Source organism: Pseudomonas sp. USTB-Z (assembly GCF_019691255.1).
Taxonomy (GTDB): domain Bacteria; phylum Pseudomonadota; class Gammaproteobacteria; order Pseudomonadales; family Pseudomonadaceae; genus Aquipseudomonas; species Aquipseudomonas alloputida.
In genome coordinates, this window is sequence record NZ_JAECZP010000005.1 from 142399 (window position 1) to 161064 (window position 18666).

Consider the following 18666-nt stretch of genomic DNA (forward strand, 5'->3'; position numbering starts at 1 on the left):
GAATAGCTGCTCAGTGCGACTGGGCGGTGCTCCCCAGCAGCCGTTCAAGCGCCTGGGCAAGTGCTTGAAGATCGAATGGCTTGGCCAGCAGTTCGGTACGCCGGTTGGGTCGCGCATTTGCCGTACTGTGTGCAAGGTCATAGCCTGTGATCAGCAGCACCGCGGCATGGGGTGCACTAGCTCGGCAGGCGTCCGCGAGTTGGTAGCCATCGATACCCCCTGGCAGGCCGACATCGGTGATCAGCAAGTCCGGCGCAGGGGCTTCCTGCAAGGCCTTGTAGGCCTGGCGGCCATCTTCGAATGCCTGAACTTCATGGCCCTGGTCCAGCAATACCTCCAGTATGACCAGGCGCAGGGCCGGCTCGTCTTCCACCAGCATCACCTTGCACACGCGCCGCTGATGTGAGGCCGCAGGGGCAGGCCCTTCGACGTGGGGGCCGGGTGAAGCGGCGGCGATGCTTTCATCGCAGGGGAGATACAGGCTGATGGCCGTACCCTGGCCAGGCGTGCTATCGATGACCACCTGGCCACCGGATTGCCGCACAAAGCCGTAGACCATGGACAGCCCAAGGCCAGTGCCCTGGCCGAGCGGCTTGGTGGTGAAGAAGGGCTCAAGGGCGCGCTGCATCACTGCTTTGGACATGCCCATGCCGGTGTCTTCAACGCGGATACGCAGAAACTGGCCAGCGGCCAGGCCCCGCTGTCTGGCTTCGGCGCCTTGCACGTCGACATTGGCGCAACCGATGCTCAAGGTGCCGCCAAGCGGCATGGCGTCACGGGCGTTGATGCACAGGTTGAGCAGCGCGTTTTCCAGTTGCTGTGCGTCTATTCGGATAGGCCAGAGTCCGGCATGTGTCTGGTCGTGGTAGTCGACATAGGGGCCGGTGGAACTGCTGATCAGGTCGTGCATACCGGCCACCAGTTGCTGCACATCGACCCGTTGCGGGACCAGCGTCTGCTGCCGTGAGAATGCCAGCAAGCGCTGCACCAAGGCTGCGGCGCGTTGGGCGTTGTGCCGGCTGAGTTCAAGCAGCTGCGCGGTGTCCGCCAGGCGTTGCTGTACCAGACGTTGCCCGGCCAGTTCCAGGGCGCCAAGGATGCTGGCCAGCAGGTTGTTGAAATCATGGGCAATCCCGCCGGTCAACTGGCCGACCGCCTCCATCTTCTGCGCCTGGCGCAGTGCTTCTTCGGCCTGCTGCAGGCGTTCCTGTTCGGTCACGCGCTGCGTGATGTCATAGGCGAACAGGTAGCCGCCCTGAATTCGCTGCTGAGCATCGAGCCACGGGTGGTAGCGAATTTCGTAGTGGCGTGGTGCGTCGTCCAGCCCGAAGGTGACGGTGTCGATGAACGCTTCCCCTGCCAGTATGCGCGGCCATATCGGGGCCAGGCGGCCCATGATGTCGGGTTGATCGGTCAGGAACTGGGGTACGTAGTCGCCAACCTGCGGCACGAAGCCTCGGTAACGCTCGAAGGTTTCGCGCGCCGTGCGGTTGATGGCCAACAGGCGCATGCTGCGGTCGGCAGCAAACACGTTGGCCACGCTGTTGTCGAGCAGTTCTCCAAGCAGCCTGTCATGCGCCTGGACGCTGTCCTCGCGCTCTGCCAGGCGTGCTTCCAGTTCTGCGACACGCGCCTGCAACTGGGCAAAGGACGCAAGCGTATCTGGCGACATGACAAGGGCCTGATGATCGGATCGAGCAACTATAGTCGCCCCTCGGGCCCCTTGCTATCAGAACGAGCGAATGATCCGCCCGAGGGTTTCCATGGCCTGTTCGGCGCCGTCATGCCAGGGGCTGCCGTAGTTCAGGCGGATGCAATTGCCAAAGCGTCGGGTGGGCGAAAAGATCGGCCCAGGGGCGATGCTGATGCCTTGGGCCAGGGCCATGTGGAACAGCTTGAGGGCGTCCATCTGCTCGGGCAGTTCCAGCCACAGGAAGTAGCCGCCGGAGGGCTGGCTGACCCGTGTCTGCGCCGGGAAGTGGCGGGCGATGGCTGCCAGCATGTTGGCCTGCTGGCCCTCCAGCGCGTAGCGCAGCTTGCGCAGGTGGCGGTCGTAGCCGCCGTGTTGCAGGTAGTCGGCGATGGCCGCCTGGGCCGGCATGGAGGCACACAGGGAGGTCATCAGTTTCAACCGCTCGATCTTCTGCGCAAAGCGCCCGGCGGCCACCCAGCCAATGCGATAGCCCGGTGCCAGGCTTTTGGCGAACGAGCCGCAGTGCATGACCAGGCCCTGGGTGTCGAAGGCCTTGGCGGGTTTGGGCGCCTGTTGCGAGTAGTACAGCTCGGCGTACACGTCGTCTTCGATCAACGGCACCTGATGGCGCGCCAGCAACTCCACCAGGGCCTGTTTCTTGGCCTCCGGCATGCTTGCACCCACCGGGTTCTGGAAATTGGTCATGCACCACACGGCCTTTACCGGGTGCTTTTCCAGGGTCTGCGCCAGCACCCCCAGGTCCATGCCCTCGCGCGGGTGTACGGGGATTTCCACGGCCTTGAGCTTGAGCCGCTCCAGCACCTGCAGGCAGGCATAGAAGGCCGGGGCCTCGATGGCGACCAGGTCGCCCGGCTGGGTCACGGCCTGCAGGCACAGGTTCAGGGCCTCCAGTGCGCCGTTGGTGATCAGCAGCTCTTCCATCGGCAGCATCAGCCCACCGACCATGTAGCGCAGGGCGATCTGCCGGCGCAGCTGCGGGTTGCCGGGGGACAGATCGGTCACCACCATGCGCGGGTCCATGCTGCGGCTGGCACTGGCCAGTGAGCGGGACAGGCGTTGCAGCGGGAACAGTTCAGGGCTGGGAAAGGCTGAGCCGAAGGCAATGGTGTTGGGGTCCTTGATCGAGTCGAGGATCGAAAATACCAAGGCGCTGACGTCGACATCGGTAGACTCGCTCACCGGCTGCAGCGCCTGCGGCTCGCAGAACTGACGCGGAACGTGGGCGTTGACGAAATACCCGGAGCGCGGCCGGGCGCGGATCAGCCCGCGGCGTTCCAGCAGGTAATAGGCCTGGAACACGGTAGACGGGCTGACCCCGTGGGTCTGGCTGGCGTAGCGCACGGACGGCACGCGCTGGCCGGGGCCCAGCACCCCGGAGCGGATCAGTTCGGCAATGTCATCGGCGAAGCGTTCGTAGCGTTTCATTCTGGCCTTCTGTCCAAGCCTGGCAGGCAAGGTGGCGTGAGTGTAAGGGATCAGCGGTTCATGGGGGCGACGAAGCGACTGTGCGCCACGCTGCGGATAGCGGGGTCGTCACGCTCGCTGATTTCAAAGCTCAGTGTCTGCGAGCTGCTGGTCGGGCGCTCGGCGAGCATCGCCACCGACACCGGCAGTTCGCTCATTTCGCCAGCAGGGATGACCAGTGCGCTACTGCCCTGCAGGGTGAAACCGTCAGCGTCCAGCAGGCGCAATTGATAGTGCTGGGTACGTTCGGTCTTGTTGATGACCTTGAGCAGGTAAATGTTCTCGATCTGGCCTTGGGCGTTTTCGCGGAACAGGCCGCGGTCCTTGATCACATCCAGCGATACCATCGGGCGCATCTGCAGGGCCACCACCAGTGCCCCGATCATGACCAGCAGTGCGGCAGCGTAGCCCAACAGGCGCGGGCGCAGCCAGTGGGTGGTACCGCCTTGCAGGCTGTGCTCGGACTTGTAGCCAATCAGGCCGCGGGCGTAACCCATCTTGTCCATTACCCCGTCACAGGCGTCGATGCACGCGGCACAGCCGATGCAAGCCATCTGCAAGCCATCACGGATGTCGATGCCGGTGGGGCACACCTGCACGCACAGGGTGCAATCGATGCAGTCACCCAGTCCCTGGGCACCGACATCACTGCCTTTCTTGCGCGGACCACGGGCCTCGCCACGACGCGGGTCGTAAGCGACCGCCAGGGTGTCCTTGTCGAACATCACGCTCTGGAAGCGCGCATACGGGCACATGTGCAGGCACACCGCTTCACGCAGCAGGCCGGCATTGATGTAGGTAGCGGCCGTGAAGAACAGCACCCAGAACAGTGCCACACCGCCCAGTTGCAAGGTGAGCAATTCTGCGGCCAGTGGCCGGATCGGGGTGAAGTAGCCGACGAAGGTCAGCCCCGTGAGCACGCCAATGGCCAACCACAGGCTGTGTTTGAGCGTGCGACGGGCCAGTTTGTTCAGGCTCCAGGGCGCCGCGGCCAGCTTGATGCGCTGGTTGCGGTCCCCCTCGGTAACCTTTTCGCACCACATGAATAGCCAGGTCCAGGTGCTTTGTGGGCAACTGTAACCGCACCAGACGCGCCCGGCGTAGACGGTGATGGCGAACAGGCCAAAGGCACAGATGATCAGCAGCGCCGACAGCAGGATGAAGTCCTGTGGCCAGAAGGTGGCGCCGAAGATGTGGAACTTGCTGTTTCCCAGGTCCCACAGTACGGCCTGGCGGCCGTTCCAGTTCAGCCAGGCCGTGCCGAAGAACAGCACGAACAGGGCGCCGGCAAAGCCGATGCGCAGGTTACGGTAAAGCCCGGTAAAGCTGCGGGTCTGGATGCCGCTGTCGGTGCGTCGCGCTTGGATGCTGGCTGGGGCGGTGGCGATCTCTGTAAAAGGGATTCTATCGTTCATGGTTCGGTGCTCATCAGGCCTCGATCAGGCATGAGCACTATGGCGCTGAAGCTGTTTTCAGCACAGGTTCAGATTTTACGATAATAACCATATCAGATTTGCCGCATAGCCCCGCCAGGCCTCATATCACCGAGCCTGGTGCGCTGGCCTTCAGATGCCTGCGGCTATCCACCGCACCCGCCACGGTCAGTGCATCGGCCTCGGTTTCGGTAATGGGCACGCGTTGGCCGGCCAGTATGGCCACCGACATGCGCAACTGTTCGTCGGTGATGATCTCGATATCCGGGCCTTCGCCCTCGATGCGCAGGCCTTCGCCGATCAGTGTGCAGCGGCGGGTGGTTTCGTCGATTTCAATGGGCATGGTGGGGTCCTCCCGGGGTGATTACAGGGTGGACCGCGGTCAGGGGCCAGTTGCTGCATCAGCAAGCTGAGCGGCACTTTGCAGTACGTGTGACGGTCAACCTTGCAGAGGGCAGGCCTGCTGACGTGGCGGGCGGATTCATGAAGCTCAAGCAGGGGACACAACTGCGATGGACGTCATCTGGCAAGCAATCCAGGCGGAATTCGCCGATGTCACCGATGAGCGCGAGGTCACGCAAATCCTTGTGCGCTTGCTGATGGCTGCTGTGCTCGGCGCAGTACTGGGCTTCGAGCGCGAACACAAGGGCAAGTCTGCCGGGGTGCGTACCCACATGCTGGTGTCGCTGGGGGCCGCCCTGTTCGTGCTGGCGCCCAGTATGGCGGGGGCCGATGAACAGGCACTCAGTCGGGTGATCCAGGGCATCGTTGCCGGTATCGGTTTTCTCGGTGCGGGTACCATTCTGAAGGGTAACGGCCAGGACACCAGCCATGTGAAGGGCCTGACGACCGCTGCCGGGCTATGGATGACGGCTGCCATTGGCACGGCGGCTGGCATGGGGCGCGAAGCCACGGCGCTGATCAGCACGGTACTGGCCCTGCTGGTACTGGGCACGATGCCGTTGCTGGTGGAGAAGGTCGAAGGACAGAATGAGGAGAAGCAGAAGGAGGAAGAGGGCAGGAAGCACTGAGGGGAGCCGAAGCTCCCCTCAAAGCGGTGTTGCCTGCTCTTTTTTTATTATTGGGACCGGCCTTTTGTTGTTTTTGTCGGCTTGTCCTGGTGTTGCGGGCGACCCCCATGCGGGGTCAAGAGCAAACGTATTTTTTTGAGCGCTGACCTGCTTTCATCATTGCTGATCCGAACCTGGCTGCCGCTACCTTGAGGTAGTTTTATTGTTCTGTGCCAGACCGCGGGGCGAACCCCTGAAAAGCGTGTCGACTCCAAAAAAATCTGCTTGCTACGCCTCTGCCGTGTTGTTCTTGTTATGTCAGAGCCGTTACCTGTTGTTTTTATTGGGTATCGCGTTTTTTTTGTTCTTGTACCAGAGATATAGCAGGGTGCGTGCCAACTTTTAAAAACCCTTTAAAATCAATGATTTAAGAATTTTGGTCGACACCGCCCAGCCTGAAATTCTGCCGATTTGTTTCCCTGTTACCCGATTTTTTGCTGTGAAATGTGCGGGAGGTAACACTTCACCCACACCAATGTGACACCGGTGTGACCTATTGTGCGCTGCACGCCCGTGCTACCCGCGACCCGTTGTCGCGGCCCAGCACGCCGCTGATGCGCTGGCCGGCGGCTATCAGCCGGCCCAGGTCGATGCCGGTTTCAATGCCAAGCCCCTGCAGCAGGTACACAACGTCTTCACTGGCGATATTGCCGGTAGCACCCTTGGCGTAAGGGCAGCCGCCCAGCCCGGCTACCGAGCTGTCGAATACGCTGATGCCCTCGAGCAGGCTGGCATAGACGTTGGCCAAGGCCTGGCCGTAAGTGTCATGGAAGTGTCCGGCCAACTGCTCGCGCGGTACCAGGGCCGACACCACCTCGAACAGGCGTCGGGTGTCGCCTGCGGTGCCGGTGCCAATGGTGTCACCCAGCGAGACCTCGTAGCAGCCCATGTCGTGCAGGGCGCGGGCCACCGGGGCCACCTGCTCGGCGCTGACCTTGCCCTCGTAAGGGCAGCCAAGCACACATGACACATACCCGCGCACGCGCACGCCGTGGCTGCGCGCAGCGTCCATGATGGGTTCGAAGCGCTTGAGGCTTTCGCTGATCGAGCAATTGATGTTGCGTTGCGAGAACGCTTCGGAGGCGGCAGCGAACACCGCTACTTCCTTGACCCCGGCAGCCAGGGCGTCCTCGAAACCGCGCAGGTTCGGTGCCAGTGCGGCATACGTCACACCGGGGCGCTGCTGGATGCCGGCGAACACCTCGGCAGAGCCGGCCATCTGTGGCACCCACTTGGGGGACACGAAACTGCCCACTTCTATATAGGCCAGGCCCGCTTCGGTGAGGTCGTTGACCAGGCGTACCTTGTCGGCGACGCTGATGGGCTGGGCTTCGTTCTGCAGGCCGTCGCGGGGGCCGACTTCGACCAGGCGGACGTGTTTGGGCAAGGACATGGCGGGTTTCCTGTGGCGTTCAGCGGTTGTCTTTGTTGTTCAGGGTGGCGGCCAGGGCTTGTTCGCAGCGCTCCTGGGCGGTGTCCAGTTCCAGTTGCATCTGGTGAATGTCCAGCATCTGCTGCTCCAGCTGGGCGCGGCGCTCGGCAATCTTCGCCAGCATGCTGTTGAGCTGTTTGAGGTTGCCGCTGGTGGGGTCATACAGTTCGATCAACTCGCGGCACTCGGCCAGGGAAAAGCCAATGCGCTTGCCGCGCAGGATGAGCTTCAGGCTGACCTTGTCGCGCGGTGAGTAGATACGTTCCAGGCCACGACGCTCAGGGCTGAGCAGGCCCTGTTCTTCGTAGAAGCGGATAGCGCGGGTGGTGATGTCCAGTTCGCGGGACAGGTCGGAGATGCTGTAGGTCTGAGTGCTCATGCTCGGGCTCGGCGTGGGGTATGCGGATATCCTGAGGGCAGGTTGACGTATACGTCAAGAAGAGGCCGCCAAGGATTATTCCGACAACCCTGATCTGCGATACGCATTGGGCGTTTGCCCACTCAAGCGCTTGAACCACCGGGCGAAGTAGGTCGGGTCGGTAAACCCCAGGCTATCCGACAACTGCCCAATGCTCATCCGCGTGTAAATAAGGTTGCGTCGCGCCTCCAGCAACAACCGCTGGTGCACCACCTGCAATGCAGTCTGACCGCTCAGTGCCCGGCACAGCTGGTTCAGTTGCAAACTCGGAATATTCAGCCGCGCGGCAAAGTCTTCAACCGACAGATGCTCGCGGTAATGCGCTTCGACCAAGCGCAAGTATTGCCCCAGCAACAGGCGGTCACGTTCATCACGGTTACGCGGTGCCTGCCCTTGCTGCTGACGGCGGCTGATCCACACCATCAGCGCGGTCACCAACGCTTCCAGCATCGCGGCGCGTGCCGGGGCATTGCCTTGGTACTCCCGCTGCAAGGTGTCGACCAGGCTGCGCAGGTGCACGCGGTCATGGCCCAACGGATAACACGCAGGCTGTGCCAGCACCGTCAGTGGCGCGCCCAGGCGCTGTTCCAGGTTCGCTACAAGGGCAGTACCAAAGGTCAGGACATAGCCCTGGATATCGGCGCTGAAGCGAAAGCCATGCACGGTCATCGGTGGCACGACCTGGATCGCCGCTTCGCCGATGGCACTGCGCACGCCCTCGATCTCCACCTGGGCCTGGCCACGCTGTACATACAGCAGCTGGAACAGCTCGGCATGCTGGTGCGGCTTGATCTCCCAGTGATGCAGGCGGCTGCGTGCCGGGATCGACTCGCAGTGCAGCAGGTCGGTGCCGGGCCAGGCCTGATTTTCGCCATACAGCTTGAACAACGGGACGCCGGGGAGGGTGGATTTCATCTGGGTTGGCCTGTCCGTTAATCGAACGCTTTTCGTAAAAGTGCAGGTTTTTTATGGAATAGCACACTTAAACGGCGTTTTCTGCCAGTAAAAATGCAATGGCAAACCCTAACAGCAGATGCCGCCCCGCTGCCAGTCCCAGGCCGGTATCGTCCGAACAGAGACAACAACAATGAAAACTCAGGTTGCAATTATTGGTGCAGGTCCGTCTGGCCTGCTGCTGGGCCAGCTGCTGCACAAGGCCGGTATCGATAACATCATCGTCGAACGCCAGACCGCCGAGTACGTACTAGGCCGCATCCGCGCCGGGGTGCTGGAGCAAGGCACGGTCGACCTGCTGCGCGAGGCCGGCGTGGCCGAGCGCATGGACCGTGAAGGCCTGGTGCACGAGGGGGTCGAGCTGCTGGTTGGTGGGCGCCGTCAACGCCTGGACCTCAAGGCGCTGACCGGTGGCAAGACGGTGATGGTCTACGGCCAGACCGAGGTCACCCGTGACCTGATGCAGGCCCGTGAAGCCAGTGGTGCGCCGATCATCTATTCAGCCGCCAACGTTCAGCCGCATGAATTGAAAGGCGAGAAGCCCTACCTGACGTTCGAAAAGGATGGCCGGGTGCAGCGGGTTGACTGCGACTATATCGCCGGCTGCGACGGCTTCCACGGCATCTCGCGGCAGAGCATCCCGGAGGGCGTGCTGAAGCAGTATGAACGGGTTTACCCGTTTGGCTGGCTGGGGCTGCTGTCGGACACACCGCCGGTCAATCACGAGCTGATCTACGCCCACCATGCGCGCGGTTTCGCGTTGTGTAGCCAACGCTCGCAAACACGCAGCCGCTACTACCTGCAGGTACCTTTGCAGGACCGCGTCGAGGAGTGGTCTGACGAGCGTTTCTGGGACGAACTGAAAGCCCGTTTGCCCGCCGAGGTGGCGGCGGACCTGGTCACAGGCCCCGCGTTGGAAAAAAGTATTGCGCCGCTGCGTAGCCTGGTGGTCGAACCCATGCAGTATGGTCACCTGTTCCTGGTGGGTGACGCGGCGCACATCGTCCCCCCTACGGGTGCCAAAGGCCTTAACCTGGCGGCCTCGGACGTCAACTACCTGTACCGCATTCTGGTCAAGGTGTACCACGAAGGGCGCGTCGACCTGCTTGCGCAATACTCGCCACTGGCCCTGCGCCGCGTGTGGAAGGGCGAGCGCTTCAGCTGGTTCATGACCCAACTGCTGCATGACTTCGGTAGCCACAAGGATGCCTGGGACCAGAAGATGCAGGAAGCTGACCGCGAGTACTTCCTGACCTCGCCGGCGGGGCTGGTGAACATTGCCGAGAACTATGTGGGGCTGCCGTTCGAAGAAGTGACCTGATCCGTCATTGCGCAAACCTGGCACTCATGCAGGGAGCAAGGGCTGCATTGGTCAGCGAATGGCTTGCCGGTAATTACACCAAGGCTTGAAGTCGAGACTGCGTATGACCGACAGTGCTTCGCTGAATAGGTGATGGCAGGATGCATGACGATGAAATATCCCACCCCGCTGATCGGCGCTCTGTGCCTGCTGGCTACCAGTAACTGGGCCGGCGCCGACCAGGTATTGCCCACGCCACCGGAACTGGCCTCCGGCTACCGCAGCGGTTTGCAGCCGGTGCGCGCCAGCCGGCACATGGTTGCCGCAGCCAACCCGCTGGCCAGTGAAGCGGGGCGGGCGATGTTGCGTGCCGGCGGCAGTGCGATTGACGCCGCCATCGCCATGCAGATGGTGCTGACACTGGTCGAGCCGCAGTCCAGTGGGATCGGTGGCGGGGCGTTCATCCTGTACTGGGATGGCAAGCGCGTGCAGGCATTCGACGGGCGTGAAGCAGCACCTGCGGCGGTGACGGATAAGCTGTTCCTGCAAGCCGATGGCACACCCATGCCGTTCCGGGTGGCGCAGATCGGTGGGCGTTCGGTGGGCGTGCCCGGGGTGCTGCGTGCCCTGAAACTGGCCCACGAGCAGCACGGCAAGTTGCCCTGGCACGACCTGTTCGCCCCGGCCATCGCCTTGGCACGCAACGGCTTCGCGGTTTCCGAGCGCCTGCACACGCTACTGGCCGGGGACCCCTACATTGCCCGTTCACCCGCAATGGCCCGTTACTTCCTGGATGAACAGGGTAGGCCGTTGGCCGTGGGTACGATCCTGCGCAACCCTGAGTTGGCCCATACCTTGGAGCAGATCGCCGCACAGGGGCCCGAGGTGTTCTACAGCGGTGAAATTGCCGAAGCCATCGTCGCCACGGTGCGTGGCCATGCCAATGCCGGGTATCTGTCGCTGCAGGACTTGCAGCAGTACCAGGCCAAGGAGCGCGAGCCGTTGTGCGGTCCCTACAAGGCCTGGCAAATATGCGGCATGCCGCCACCCTCCTCGGGTGGGGTGACCGTGCTGCAGACCTTGGGCCTGCTCGAAGCCGTGCAACGCACCGCGCCGCAACGCGACCTGGCAGCGCTGCGACCGCTGGCCACCTCGTCCCCGGCCCGCCTGGAAGCCCCGCCCTTGGCCGTGCACCTGATCGCCGAGGCCGAGCGCCTGGCCTACGCCGACCGCGCTCAGTACCTGGCCGACAACGACTACGTGCCCGTCCCGGTCAAGGCCCTGACCGATTCTGCTTATCTGGCCAGCCGCGCGGCGCTGATCGGCGAGCACAGCATGAAGCGCGCCCGCCCGGGCCAGCCGCAAGGAGCGGACCTGGCACTTGCGCCCGACCGCTCGCCACTGCGCATCTCCACCTCTCACCTCAGTGCGGTGGATGACAGCGGCCAGGCCCTGGCCATGACCACCTCGGTGGAGGCCGCATTTGGCTCGCACCTGATGGTCAAGGGCTTCCTGCTCAACAATCAGCTGACCGACTTCTCGTTCATCCCCCACGAGCACGGCAAGCCTGTGGCCAATCGGGTGCAGCCGGGCAAACGGCCGCTGTCGGCCATGGCGCCGACATTGGTGTTCTCGCGTGCCACGGGCGAGTTTGTCGCGAGCCTCGGTTCGCCGGGTGGTTCGCAGATCATCGGTTACGTGAACAAGGCACTGGTCGGCCTGCTGGATTGGCAGCTCGACCCGCAGCAGGCCGCCGGCCTGCCCAACTTCGGCAGCCGCAATGCCGGCACCGAAGTGGAAGCAGGGCTGAGCAGCCCGGCGCTGATCCGCCAGTTGGCAGCCTGGGGCCATGAGGTGACACCGATGACCATGACCAGCGGCATGCAGATCATCCAGCGCAGCGGCGAGGGTTGGTCAGGCGGTGCCGATCCTCGGCGGGAAGGAGTGGCCCTCGGTGACTAGCCGTGATAGAACGCAGACTTGCCATTCAGTCGTTGAATATCTAGATGTCTATCAGCGTGAAATCGAATAGGGCTCTGTTCGACCTCGACCTGCTGCGCGCCATTGTCGTGGTGGCCGACTGCGGCAGCTTCACCACCGCTGCCGCGCGGCTGCATTCGACCCAGTCGACGATCAGCCAGAAAGTGCGCCGCCTGGAAGACATGGTTGGCCACCGCCTGCTGGTGCGAGGCAACCGTGATGTGCTGCCGACCGACGCCGGGCAGACCTTGCTCGGCTATGCCCGGCACATGCTGGCCCTGAACGATCAGATGCTTGAAGCCCTGGCCGGGGCGATGGTGGGCACGACGGTACGGCTTGGTGTGCCCGAGGACTTCGTGGGCGGGCGTACCACCAATGCGCTGTCGGCATTCAGCCGGCTGCACCCACAGGTGAAGCTCGAAGTGACCAGCGGCTTGTGCCGTGACCTGAGCCAGGCCTACGACAATGGCGAACTTGACCTGGTGCTGCTCAAGCAGCGGCGCAACAGCCGTGAGGGCGTGGCCTGTTGGCCAGAGCGCCTGCAGTGGATCGACAGTGCGCGCACGCCCGCCTTTGAGCTGGACCCGATCCCGTTGGTCACCTTTCCGCCACGCGGCCTGTACCGCGAGGACATGATCAACGCCATCGAAGGCATGGGGCGGCGCTGGCGCATCAGCTTTACCAGTTCCAGCCTCAGTGGCATCCAGGCTGCGGTCGCCGATGGCATGGGTATCAGCCTGCTGCCACCCAGGGCGGCCACCGGCGAGCACAGGGTGCTGGGGGCCGGGCAAGGGCTGCCGGAGGTCGACAGCTATGAGATCGTCATCGTGCACCGGCCGACGGCGGATGTGATGGTCAAGGCGTTGGCTGAGGTGATGACGCAGTTGCTGGCGGGCGGTGGGATCTGACGGTCAGTGGGAAATGCGCTTGCACACGACCCAACGCCAGTGCGATCACTGTGGGCTTTTCCGGCGAGCACGGGCTAAGCCCGTGCCATGCACCGTGCAGCCTGCTTAGCGGGCATGCCTGCTCCCACACGTTCGACTAAACCGATTCAATGTCAGGCAACCCGTCGGATGCGGCTTTTGCCAGCGCGGCCTCGGGTGTGGCTGAACAGGTCTTTCGGGTCGTCCTCAACCCACGGCACCAGGTCGATCTTGGTACCCATCCCGCGCTTTTCGGCTTGCTGTAGTACGTACCGTAGTACGGTGTAGTCTTCGAGGGCGAAGCCCACCGAATCGAACACAGTGACCTGGCTGTCGCTTTGGCGGCCCTCGGTTTCACCGCGCAGCACGCGCCACAGGTCGACCACCGGAAAGTCCGCCGGCAGCTGCTGGATCTCACCTTCGATACGGGTTTGTGGCTCGTACTCGACGAAAACCCGTGCGTTGCGCAGCACATCGGCGTGCAGCTCGGTTTTGCCTGGGCAGTCACCGCCCACGGCGTTCAGGTGCATACCGGGCTCCAGCATGTCGGGGGTAATGATGGTGGCGTAGGCCTTGTCGGCCGTCACCGTGGTGATGATGTCCACGCCTTTCACTGCCTCGGCTACCGAGCTGGCTCGGCGGATGGTCAAGCCGCTGTATTCCTTGAGGTTGGCGATAAGCTTGGCGGTGGCCAGCGGGTCGGTGTCGTAGGCGACGACTTCTTCGATGCCCAGGTGCTTGTGGAAGGCCAAGGCCTGGAATTCGCTTTGCGCGCCGTTGCCGATCAGCGCCATCTTGCGCGCGTTCGGGCGGGCCAGTGCCTGGGCTGCCATCAGCGAAGTCGCTGCGGTGCGCAGGGCGGTGGCGATGGTCAGTTCGGACAGCAGCACCGGGTAACCGGAGTCGACATCGGCCAGTACACCGAAGGCCATCACCGTATGCAGGTTGCGTGCAGTATTGGCCGGGTGGCCGTTGACGTATTTGAAGGCATAGCGGCTTTTGTCGGCGACCGGCATCAGTTCGATCACGCCCACTTCCGAGTGGCTGGCAACGCGCGCGGACTTGTCAAACGCCTGCCAGCGTTTGAAATCGTCCCGCAGGGCAGCGGCAAGCTCGCCAATAAACGGCGCTACGCCAATGTCATGCACCAGGTCCGACATGGTTGGAACATCAATGAAATACGTCATGCTCTTGCACCTTGTTATTGTGCGCTTGCCCAGCAGTGCGGGTTAAGCGCTTGAGATTATCGAAGTGAAGCCGCATGAACATTGTGATGACAGGTTGCGCCAATCAGAAGCATACAGGTTGTCAGTTTTGTCAGGCTTATGGACAATCTGCTAACCCAATGTAGCAATCTGATTATTTGGCAGGCTTATGGACACGATCGATCGGGAACTGATTGCACTGTTGCGGGACAATGCACGTACCCCTGTGCTGACCCTGGCAAAAAAGCTGAAGGTGGCCAGGGCAACGGTGCATAACCGCATTACCCGGCTTGAAGAGCAGGGTGTGATCATCGGTTACACGGTACGTTTGCGCTCCGATGCGCTGGACCAGGGGGTGCGGGCAATCACCAGCATCGGCATCAGTGGCCACCATGCCGCAGAGGTCAAGCACGCGCTGCGCGGGCATCCCAATGTTGTGGCCATCCACACCACCAATGGCCGCTGGGACCTGATGGCAGAGCTGCGCGCCGACACCCTCGAAGCGTTCGACCGGGCGCTGAACACCATCCGCTCGATCCCGCATATCGAGAACACCGAGACCAGCATCCTGCTGTCGACCTACAAGATGTGACCGCTGAGCCAGAGAGGGGTATTGCATAAAAAGCTGCTGGCCCTGCTGCAGTCGGTCTGCGGCCTGGCGGCACTTCAAGGTTGGCGCTCAGCCACCGCTCGCAACGTACGCAACGTCACCACCGGTGTATCCACCACAAACCGGTTGGCCAGCCACCCCGGCACATCCCCGGCAGGGGCGGCCTGCAACTGGTAGGTCACCTCGGTCACCCGGTCACCCAGCGGTCTCATCTGCCACACGCCACTCAGGTGCTCTACCCGGATCAGGCCGTCAACCCTGGGGATCCTGTCGGGATCGGCGCTCAGGTGGCGCACCAGGGTACCGTCGACCAGGCGTTCGCTGGTCACTTTCAGCACAATGTCCCGTGGCCTCGCCGGCCAAGGCAGCTGAGTGGTCAGGTACACCCAGGTGTTGTCACCCTCCACATCCAGCAGCCGCATCTGGTCACAGGCGTACAGCCACTTGCAAGCCACCCGCAGGTTATCCTGCAGGTCAGTGAGCGTGCGCAGGCTGGCTTTCATGGTGCTGACACCACGAAACTGCTGGTAGGGGGAGTTGCCTGCATCTTTCAGGTACACGCGAATGCCTTCGCGGTCGTAGGCCAGGTGCCAGTCATCGGCGGCCAGGGCAGAGGCGCACAGCAGCAAGGCCGCGAGCAGCAGGCAGCGGTTCATGGCCGGTACCCTGCAGGGGTGGGTATTTCAGTATGCGCGGCAAACAGAAAGCCCGCCAGGTTGGCGGGCTTGCGGGCATCAGCCTGGGCTTAGCGCTTAGGGTTCAGCGTCAGGTGTACGTGACGGTTCACGTCCTTGTACAGCAGGTAGCTGAAGTTGCCTGGGCCGCCGGCGTAGCAGGCTTGCGGGCAGAAGGCGCGCAGCCACATGAAGTCGCCGGCTTCCACTTCGACCCAGTCCTGGTTCAGACGGTACACTGCCTTGCCTTCCAGCACGTACAGGCCGTGTTCCATCACGTGGGTTTCTGCGAACGGAATCACACCGCCGGGCTGGAAGGTGACGATGTTCACGTGCATGTCGTGGCGCATGTCGGCCATGTCGACAAAGCGGGTGGTTTTCCAGCGGCCTTCGGTGCCCGGCATCTCGATGACGGTGGCGTTGTCGCGGTGGGTGACGAAGGATTCCGGCACGTCCAGGCCTTCAACCTTCTGGTAGTGCTTGCGCAGCCAGTGGAAGGTGACGTTGGACTTGCTGTTGTTACGCAGGCTCCACTCGGCGCCCGGGGCCAGGAAGGCGTAGCCGCCAGGTACCAGGGTGTGGTGTTTGCCTTCGACGGTGATGTCCAGTTCGCCTTCGACAATGAACACCACGGCTTCCGCATCGGCGTCCAGCTCAGGGCGCTCGCTGCCGCCTTCCGGGGCCAGTTCGACGATGTACTGGGAGAACGTTTCGGCAAAACCGGTCAGCGGGCGGGCGATGACCCACATGCGCATCTTGTCCCAAAAGGGCAGGTGGCTGGTGACGATGTCACGCATCACGCCTTTAGGGATGACGGCATAGGCTTCGGTGAACATGGCACGGTCAGTCAGCAGCTCGGTTTGAGCCGGGTGCCCACCGTGGGGGGCGAAGTACGAATGGTTCGACATGGACGATCTCGACTTGTTGTTCTCTCCCCATGCCTTGAACCGCACCGGCCGGTGCGGCGCAGGGGATGTGGCCACAGAATAGGGTCGAGTGCGTGCCATCCACAAATTAAATGTTGGAATACCCGGTATTTGATCACTGAATGCTGACCTGACGCCCAACGTGCCGTTCGGGCAGCTGGCCGCCGCGGCCGAACAGCTTGTGGCGCAGGGGGCCCTCGGTGTAGCTCAGCGGGTAGCGGTCGCGCCGTTGCAGCTCGGGCACCAGCAGGTCGACCACATTGGCCAGGTCGTCCGGTTGCACGGCGTAGGTCAGGTTGAAACCGTCGATGCCGGTATGGTCCAGCCAGGTTTCCAGCTGGTCGGCCACCTCGCTGGCAGCGCCGATCAGCACGGGGCCGCGACCGCCCAGGCCAACGAACTCGGCGGCTTCGCGTACGGTCCAGCGGCGAGTGGGGTCGGCGGCGGTAAAGGCTGCCAGGGCAGCACGGCCAGCATCGTTCTCGACGTACTCGATCGGTGCATCGGGGTCGAGGCCGGCGAAGTCGATACCGGTCCAGCCTGACAGCAGTGCCAGGGCAGCGTCCAGGTCGACATAACGGCGATAGTCGTTAAAGCGGGCCTCGGCTTCTTCCCGCGTGGGGGCGACAATCAACAGCGCCTGGGCGTAGATCAGCACTTCGTCACGGCCACGCCCGGCCGCTTCGCAGGCCTGGCGGATGCCGTCGGCGTAGCGGCGCAGCACCGTCGGCGTCGGCCCGCTGATGAACACGCATTCGGCATGCCGTGCGGCAAACTGCTGGCCGCGTGCCGACGCACCGGCCTGGAACAACACCGGGGTGCGTTGCGGCGACGGCTGGCACAGGTGCATGCCGGGCACCTGGAAGTGCTCGCCCACATGGTTGATCGGGTGTACCCGCGAGGGTTCGATATAGCGCCCGCTTTCACGCTCCAGCAGCACGGCGTCGTCGTCCCAGCTTTTCTCCCAAAGCTTGTACAGCACCTGCAGGTATTCCTCGGCCAAGTCGTAGCGTTGGTCGTGGCCCAGTTGACGCGCCAGGCCGAGGTTGCGCGCAGCGCTGTCCAGATACCCGGTGACGATGTTCCAGCCGACCCGGCCATTGCTCAGGTGGTCGAGCGTGGACATGCGCCGGGCGAAGGGGTAGGGGTGTTCGTAGGTCAGCGAAAAGGTGACACCAAAACCCAAGTGCTCGGTCACCCCGGCCATTGCCGGCACCAGCAGCAGCGGATCATTGACCGGCACCTGCACGCCACCGCGCAGGGCGGCTTGCGGGCTGCCTTGATAGACGTCGTAGATACCCAGTACATCGGCGATGAACAGGGCGTCGAACAGGCCGCGTTCGAGCAGTCGGGCCAGGTCGGTCCAGTAACTCAGGCGGTTGAACGCCACACTGGTGTTGCGCGGATGGCGCCACAGCCCAGGGGACTGGTGGCTGGCAGCGTTCATGCTGAAGGCGTTGAAGCGGATCGGGCGAGGCATGGTCAGCGCGCTCCGTTCAAGGCAACACGGAAGCCGGGTAGACCGCTTCGGCCACCTGTAGCTTGCGTGGAATCAGGCCCAGGCCCTGGAAGGTGTCCGCCAGCTTCTGTTGTTCGGCAACGATCTGCGGGGTGATAGCGACGGCGTTGTAGTTGCGCCGTTCGCTGGCCACTTCCAGCACCTGGGTGCTGATCCCCAGCTGCGGTGCCAGCAGCGCGGCAACTTCGGCAGGCTTGGCGTTGGCCCACTGGCTGACCTTGCCCAGCTCAACAAAGAAGGTTTTCAGCAGTGCACGGTGCTCGTCGGCATAGCGGGCTGTGGACAGGTAGAAGGTGCGGTTGTTGGACAGGCCGCTGCCGTCGCGTAGGTTTTTCAACCCTGGCTGGCTTTCTGCGGCGGCGAGGAACGGGTCCCACAGGGTCACGGCCTGCACACTGCCCGATTGCAGGGCGGCCACGGCATCGGCGGCATTGTTGACGTAAGCGGGGGTAATGTCCTTGTAACTGAGGCCAGCCTGCTGCAGGGCTACGGCCAGCAGGTATTGGGCATTCCAGCCGCGGCCGGTGGCCACACGCTTGCCTTTCAGGTCCTGCACACTGGCCAGGTGGTCCTGCTCGCGCACGACCAGGCCAATGCCGCGTGGGTAGGGTTGTTCGGCGGCCAGGTAGACCACAGGCTTGCCTGCGGCCTGGGCGAACACCGAGGGGGCATCGGCTGCGTGGCCGAGGTCGATGGCGCCGGTGCTCAGTGCCTCCAGTAGCTGGGGGCCGGCGGCGAACTCATGCCAGCTGACCTTCACACCTTGCGGTGCCAGGGCCTTCTCCAGGGCGCCGCTGCCTTTGAGGATGTTGATGCTGTTGAATTTCTGGTAGCCGATGCGCAGTGTCCTGGCGTCGTCGGCAATGGCTTCGGACCAGGGCAGCAGGGCGCTGGCGACGCTGGCCAGTAAACCGCCGATCAGCAGACGGCGTAGTGGGGAGAAGGCATGTTTGGGCATGGGCATTGCTCCTTGAATCGGGTGAGAGGCGATCTGCCCAGACTAAGGAGGTGGCGTTTGGCTTTCAATTTATATATTCCAGT

The 18666-nt window shown here is 63.0% G+C and carries 17 protein-coding genes; 5 read left to right on the top strand and 12 right to left on the bottom strand.

Features of this window, described 5'->3' with window-relative positions; genetic code table 11:
• Window positions 1-10: 10 nt before the first annotated feature.
• The 4 genes from I8746_RS08095 to I8746_RS08110 all read right to left on the bottom strand — a co-directional run bounded on the left by I8746_RS08095 (window position 11) and on the right by I8746_RS08110 (window position 4954).
• A complete protein-coding gene (locus tag I8746_RS08095; RefSeq protein WP_221100438.1) occupies window positions 11-1672 on the bottom strand; it encodes a PAS domain-containing sensor histidine kinase in 1662 nt (553 codons plus the stop codon).
• 57 nt (window positions 1673-1729) lie between these two features.
• A complete protein-coding gene (gene mapR / locus I8746_RS08100; protein WP_054889555.1) occupies window positions 1730-3139 on the bottom strand; it encodes a GntR family transcriptional regulator MpaR in 1410 nt (469 codons plus the stop codon).
• A 50-nt stretch (window positions 3140-3189) separates the two neighbouring features.
• On the bottom strand, window positions 3190-4593 hold the full coding sequence (ccoG, locus tag I8746_RS08105) for a cytochrome c oxidase accessory protein CcoG (protein ID WP_012052113.1): 1404 nt from the start codon (window positions 4591-4593) through the stop codon (window positions 3190-3192).
• 121 nt (window positions 4594-4714) lie between these two features.
• Window positions 4715-4954, bottom strand: a complete 240-nt coding sequence (locus I8746_RS08110) for a DUF3203 family protein (RefSeq protein ID WP_003247835.1) — start codon at window positions 4952-4954, stop codon at window positions 4715-4717.
• Window positions 4955-5123: 169 nt separating this feature from the next.
• Here I8746_RS08110 and I8746_RS08115 point away from each other — a divergent pair, with 169 nt between their 5' ends.
• On the top strand, window positions 5124-5642 hold the full coding sequence (locus I8746_RS08115) for an MgtC/SapB family protein (protein WP_012052114.1): 519 nt from the start codon (window positions 5124-5126) through the stop codon (window positions 5640-5642).
• Between the two features lie 532 nt (window positions 5643-6174).
• Here the strand turns inward: I8746_RS08115 and I8746_RS08120 are convergent.
• From I8746_RS08120 to I8746_RS08130, 3 genes are all read right to left on the bottom strand, one after another.
• Window positions 6175-7074 (bottom strand): hydroxymethylglutaryl-CoA lyase, encoded by a 900-nt coding sequence (locus I8746_RS08120; protein WP_014859028.1) that lies wholly within the window; start codon window positions 7072-7074, stop codon window positions 6175-6177.
• A 19-nt stretch (window positions 7075-7093) separates the two neighbouring features.
• On the bottom strand, window positions 7094-7492 hold the full coding sequence (locus I8746_RS08125) for a MerR family DNA-binding transcriptional regulator (protein WP_003247847.1): 399 nt from the start codon (window positions 7490-7492) through the stop codon (window positions 7094-7096).
• A 75-nt stretch (window positions 7493-7567) separates the two neighbouring features.
• Window positions 7568-8446, bottom strand: coding sequence for a helix-turn-helix domain-containing protein (locus I8746_RS08130; RefSeq protein WP_003247849.1), 879 nt, complete (start codon window positions 8444-8446; stop codon window positions 7568-7570).
• A gap of 172 nt (window positions 8447-8618) precedes the next feature.
• Here I8746_RS08130 and pobA point away from each other — a divergent pair, with 172 nt between their 5' ends.
• The 3 genes from pobA (at window position 8619) to I8746_RS08145 (ending at window position 12673) form a co-directional block, all read left to right on the top strand.
• Window positions 8619-9806 (top strand): 4-hydroxybenzoate 3-monooxygenase, encoded by a 1188-nt coding sequence (gene pobA / locus I8746_RS08135; protein WP_014753390.1) that lies wholly within the window; start codon window positions 8619-8621, stop codon window positions 9804-9806.
• A gap of 150 nt (window positions 9807-9956) precedes the next feature.
• The gene (ggt, locus tag I8746_RS08140; RefSeq protein ID WP_221100439.1) at window positions 9957-11747 is read left to right on the top strand and encodes a gamma-glutamyltransferase; all 1791 of its coding nucleotides are present in this window, start codon (window positions 9957-9959) and stop codon (window positions 11745-11747) included.
• Between the two features lie 44 nt (window positions 11748-11791).
• Entirely contained in the window at window positions 11792-12673 is an 882-nt protein-coding gene (locus I8746_RS08145) for a LysR substrate-binding domain-containing protein (protein ID WP_010954391.1), read from the top strand.
• Between the two features lie 152 nt (window positions 12674-12825).
• Here the strand turns inward: I8746_RS08145 and I8746_RS08150 are convergent, their stop codons facing one another.
• Window positions 12826-13878 (bottom strand): ornithine cyclodeaminase, encoded by a 1053-nt coding sequence (locus I8746_RS08150; protein ID WP_221100440.1) that lies wholly within the window; start codon window positions 13876-13878, stop codon window positions 12826-12828.
• A 187-nt stretch (window positions 13879-14065) separates the two neighbouring features.
• Here I8746_RS08150 and I8746_RS08155 point away from each other — a divergent pair, with 187 nt between their 5' ends.
• Entirely contained in the window at window positions 14066-14488 is a 423-nt protein-coding gene (locus I8746_RS08155) for an Lrp/AsnC family transcriptional regulator (RefSeq protein WP_003247861.1), read from the top strand.
• A gap of 74 nt (window positions 14489-14562) precedes the next feature.
• On the opposite strand, the gene I8746_RS08160 is transcribed toward I8746_RS08155, so the two are convergent.
• From I8746_RS08160 to I8746_RS08175, 4 genes are all read right to left on the bottom strand, one after another.
• Window positions 14563-15162 (bottom strand): START domain-containing protein, encoded by a 600-nt coding sequence (locus I8746_RS08160; protein WP_088512704.1) that lies wholly within the window; start codon window positions 15160-15162, stop codon window positions 14563-14565.
• Window positions 15163-15251: 89 nt separating this feature from the next.
• Window positions 15252-16088 (bottom strand): bifunctional allantoicase/(S)-ureidoglycine aminohydrolase, encoded by an 837-nt coding sequence (locus tag I8746_RS08165; RefSeq protein WP_003247865.1) that lies wholly within the window; start codon window positions 16086-16088, stop codon window positions 15252-15254.
• A 133-nt stretch (window positions 16089-16221) separates the two neighbouring features.
• Window positions 16222-17586, bottom strand: coding sequence for an LLM class flavin-dependent oxidoreductase (locus I8746_RS08170; RefSeq protein WP_017148295.1), 1365 nt, complete (start codon window positions 17584-17586; stop codon window positions 16222-16224).
• Window positions 17587-17602: 16 nt separating this feature from the next.
• Window positions 17603-18583: an aliphatic sulfonate ABC transporter substrate-binding protein gene (locus I8746_RS08175; protein ID WP_017148296.1), complete on the bottom strand. Its 981-nt coding sequence runs from the start codon at window positions 18581-18583 to the stop codon at window positions 17603-17605.
• Between the last annotated feature and the right edge of the window lie 83 nt (window positions 18584-18666).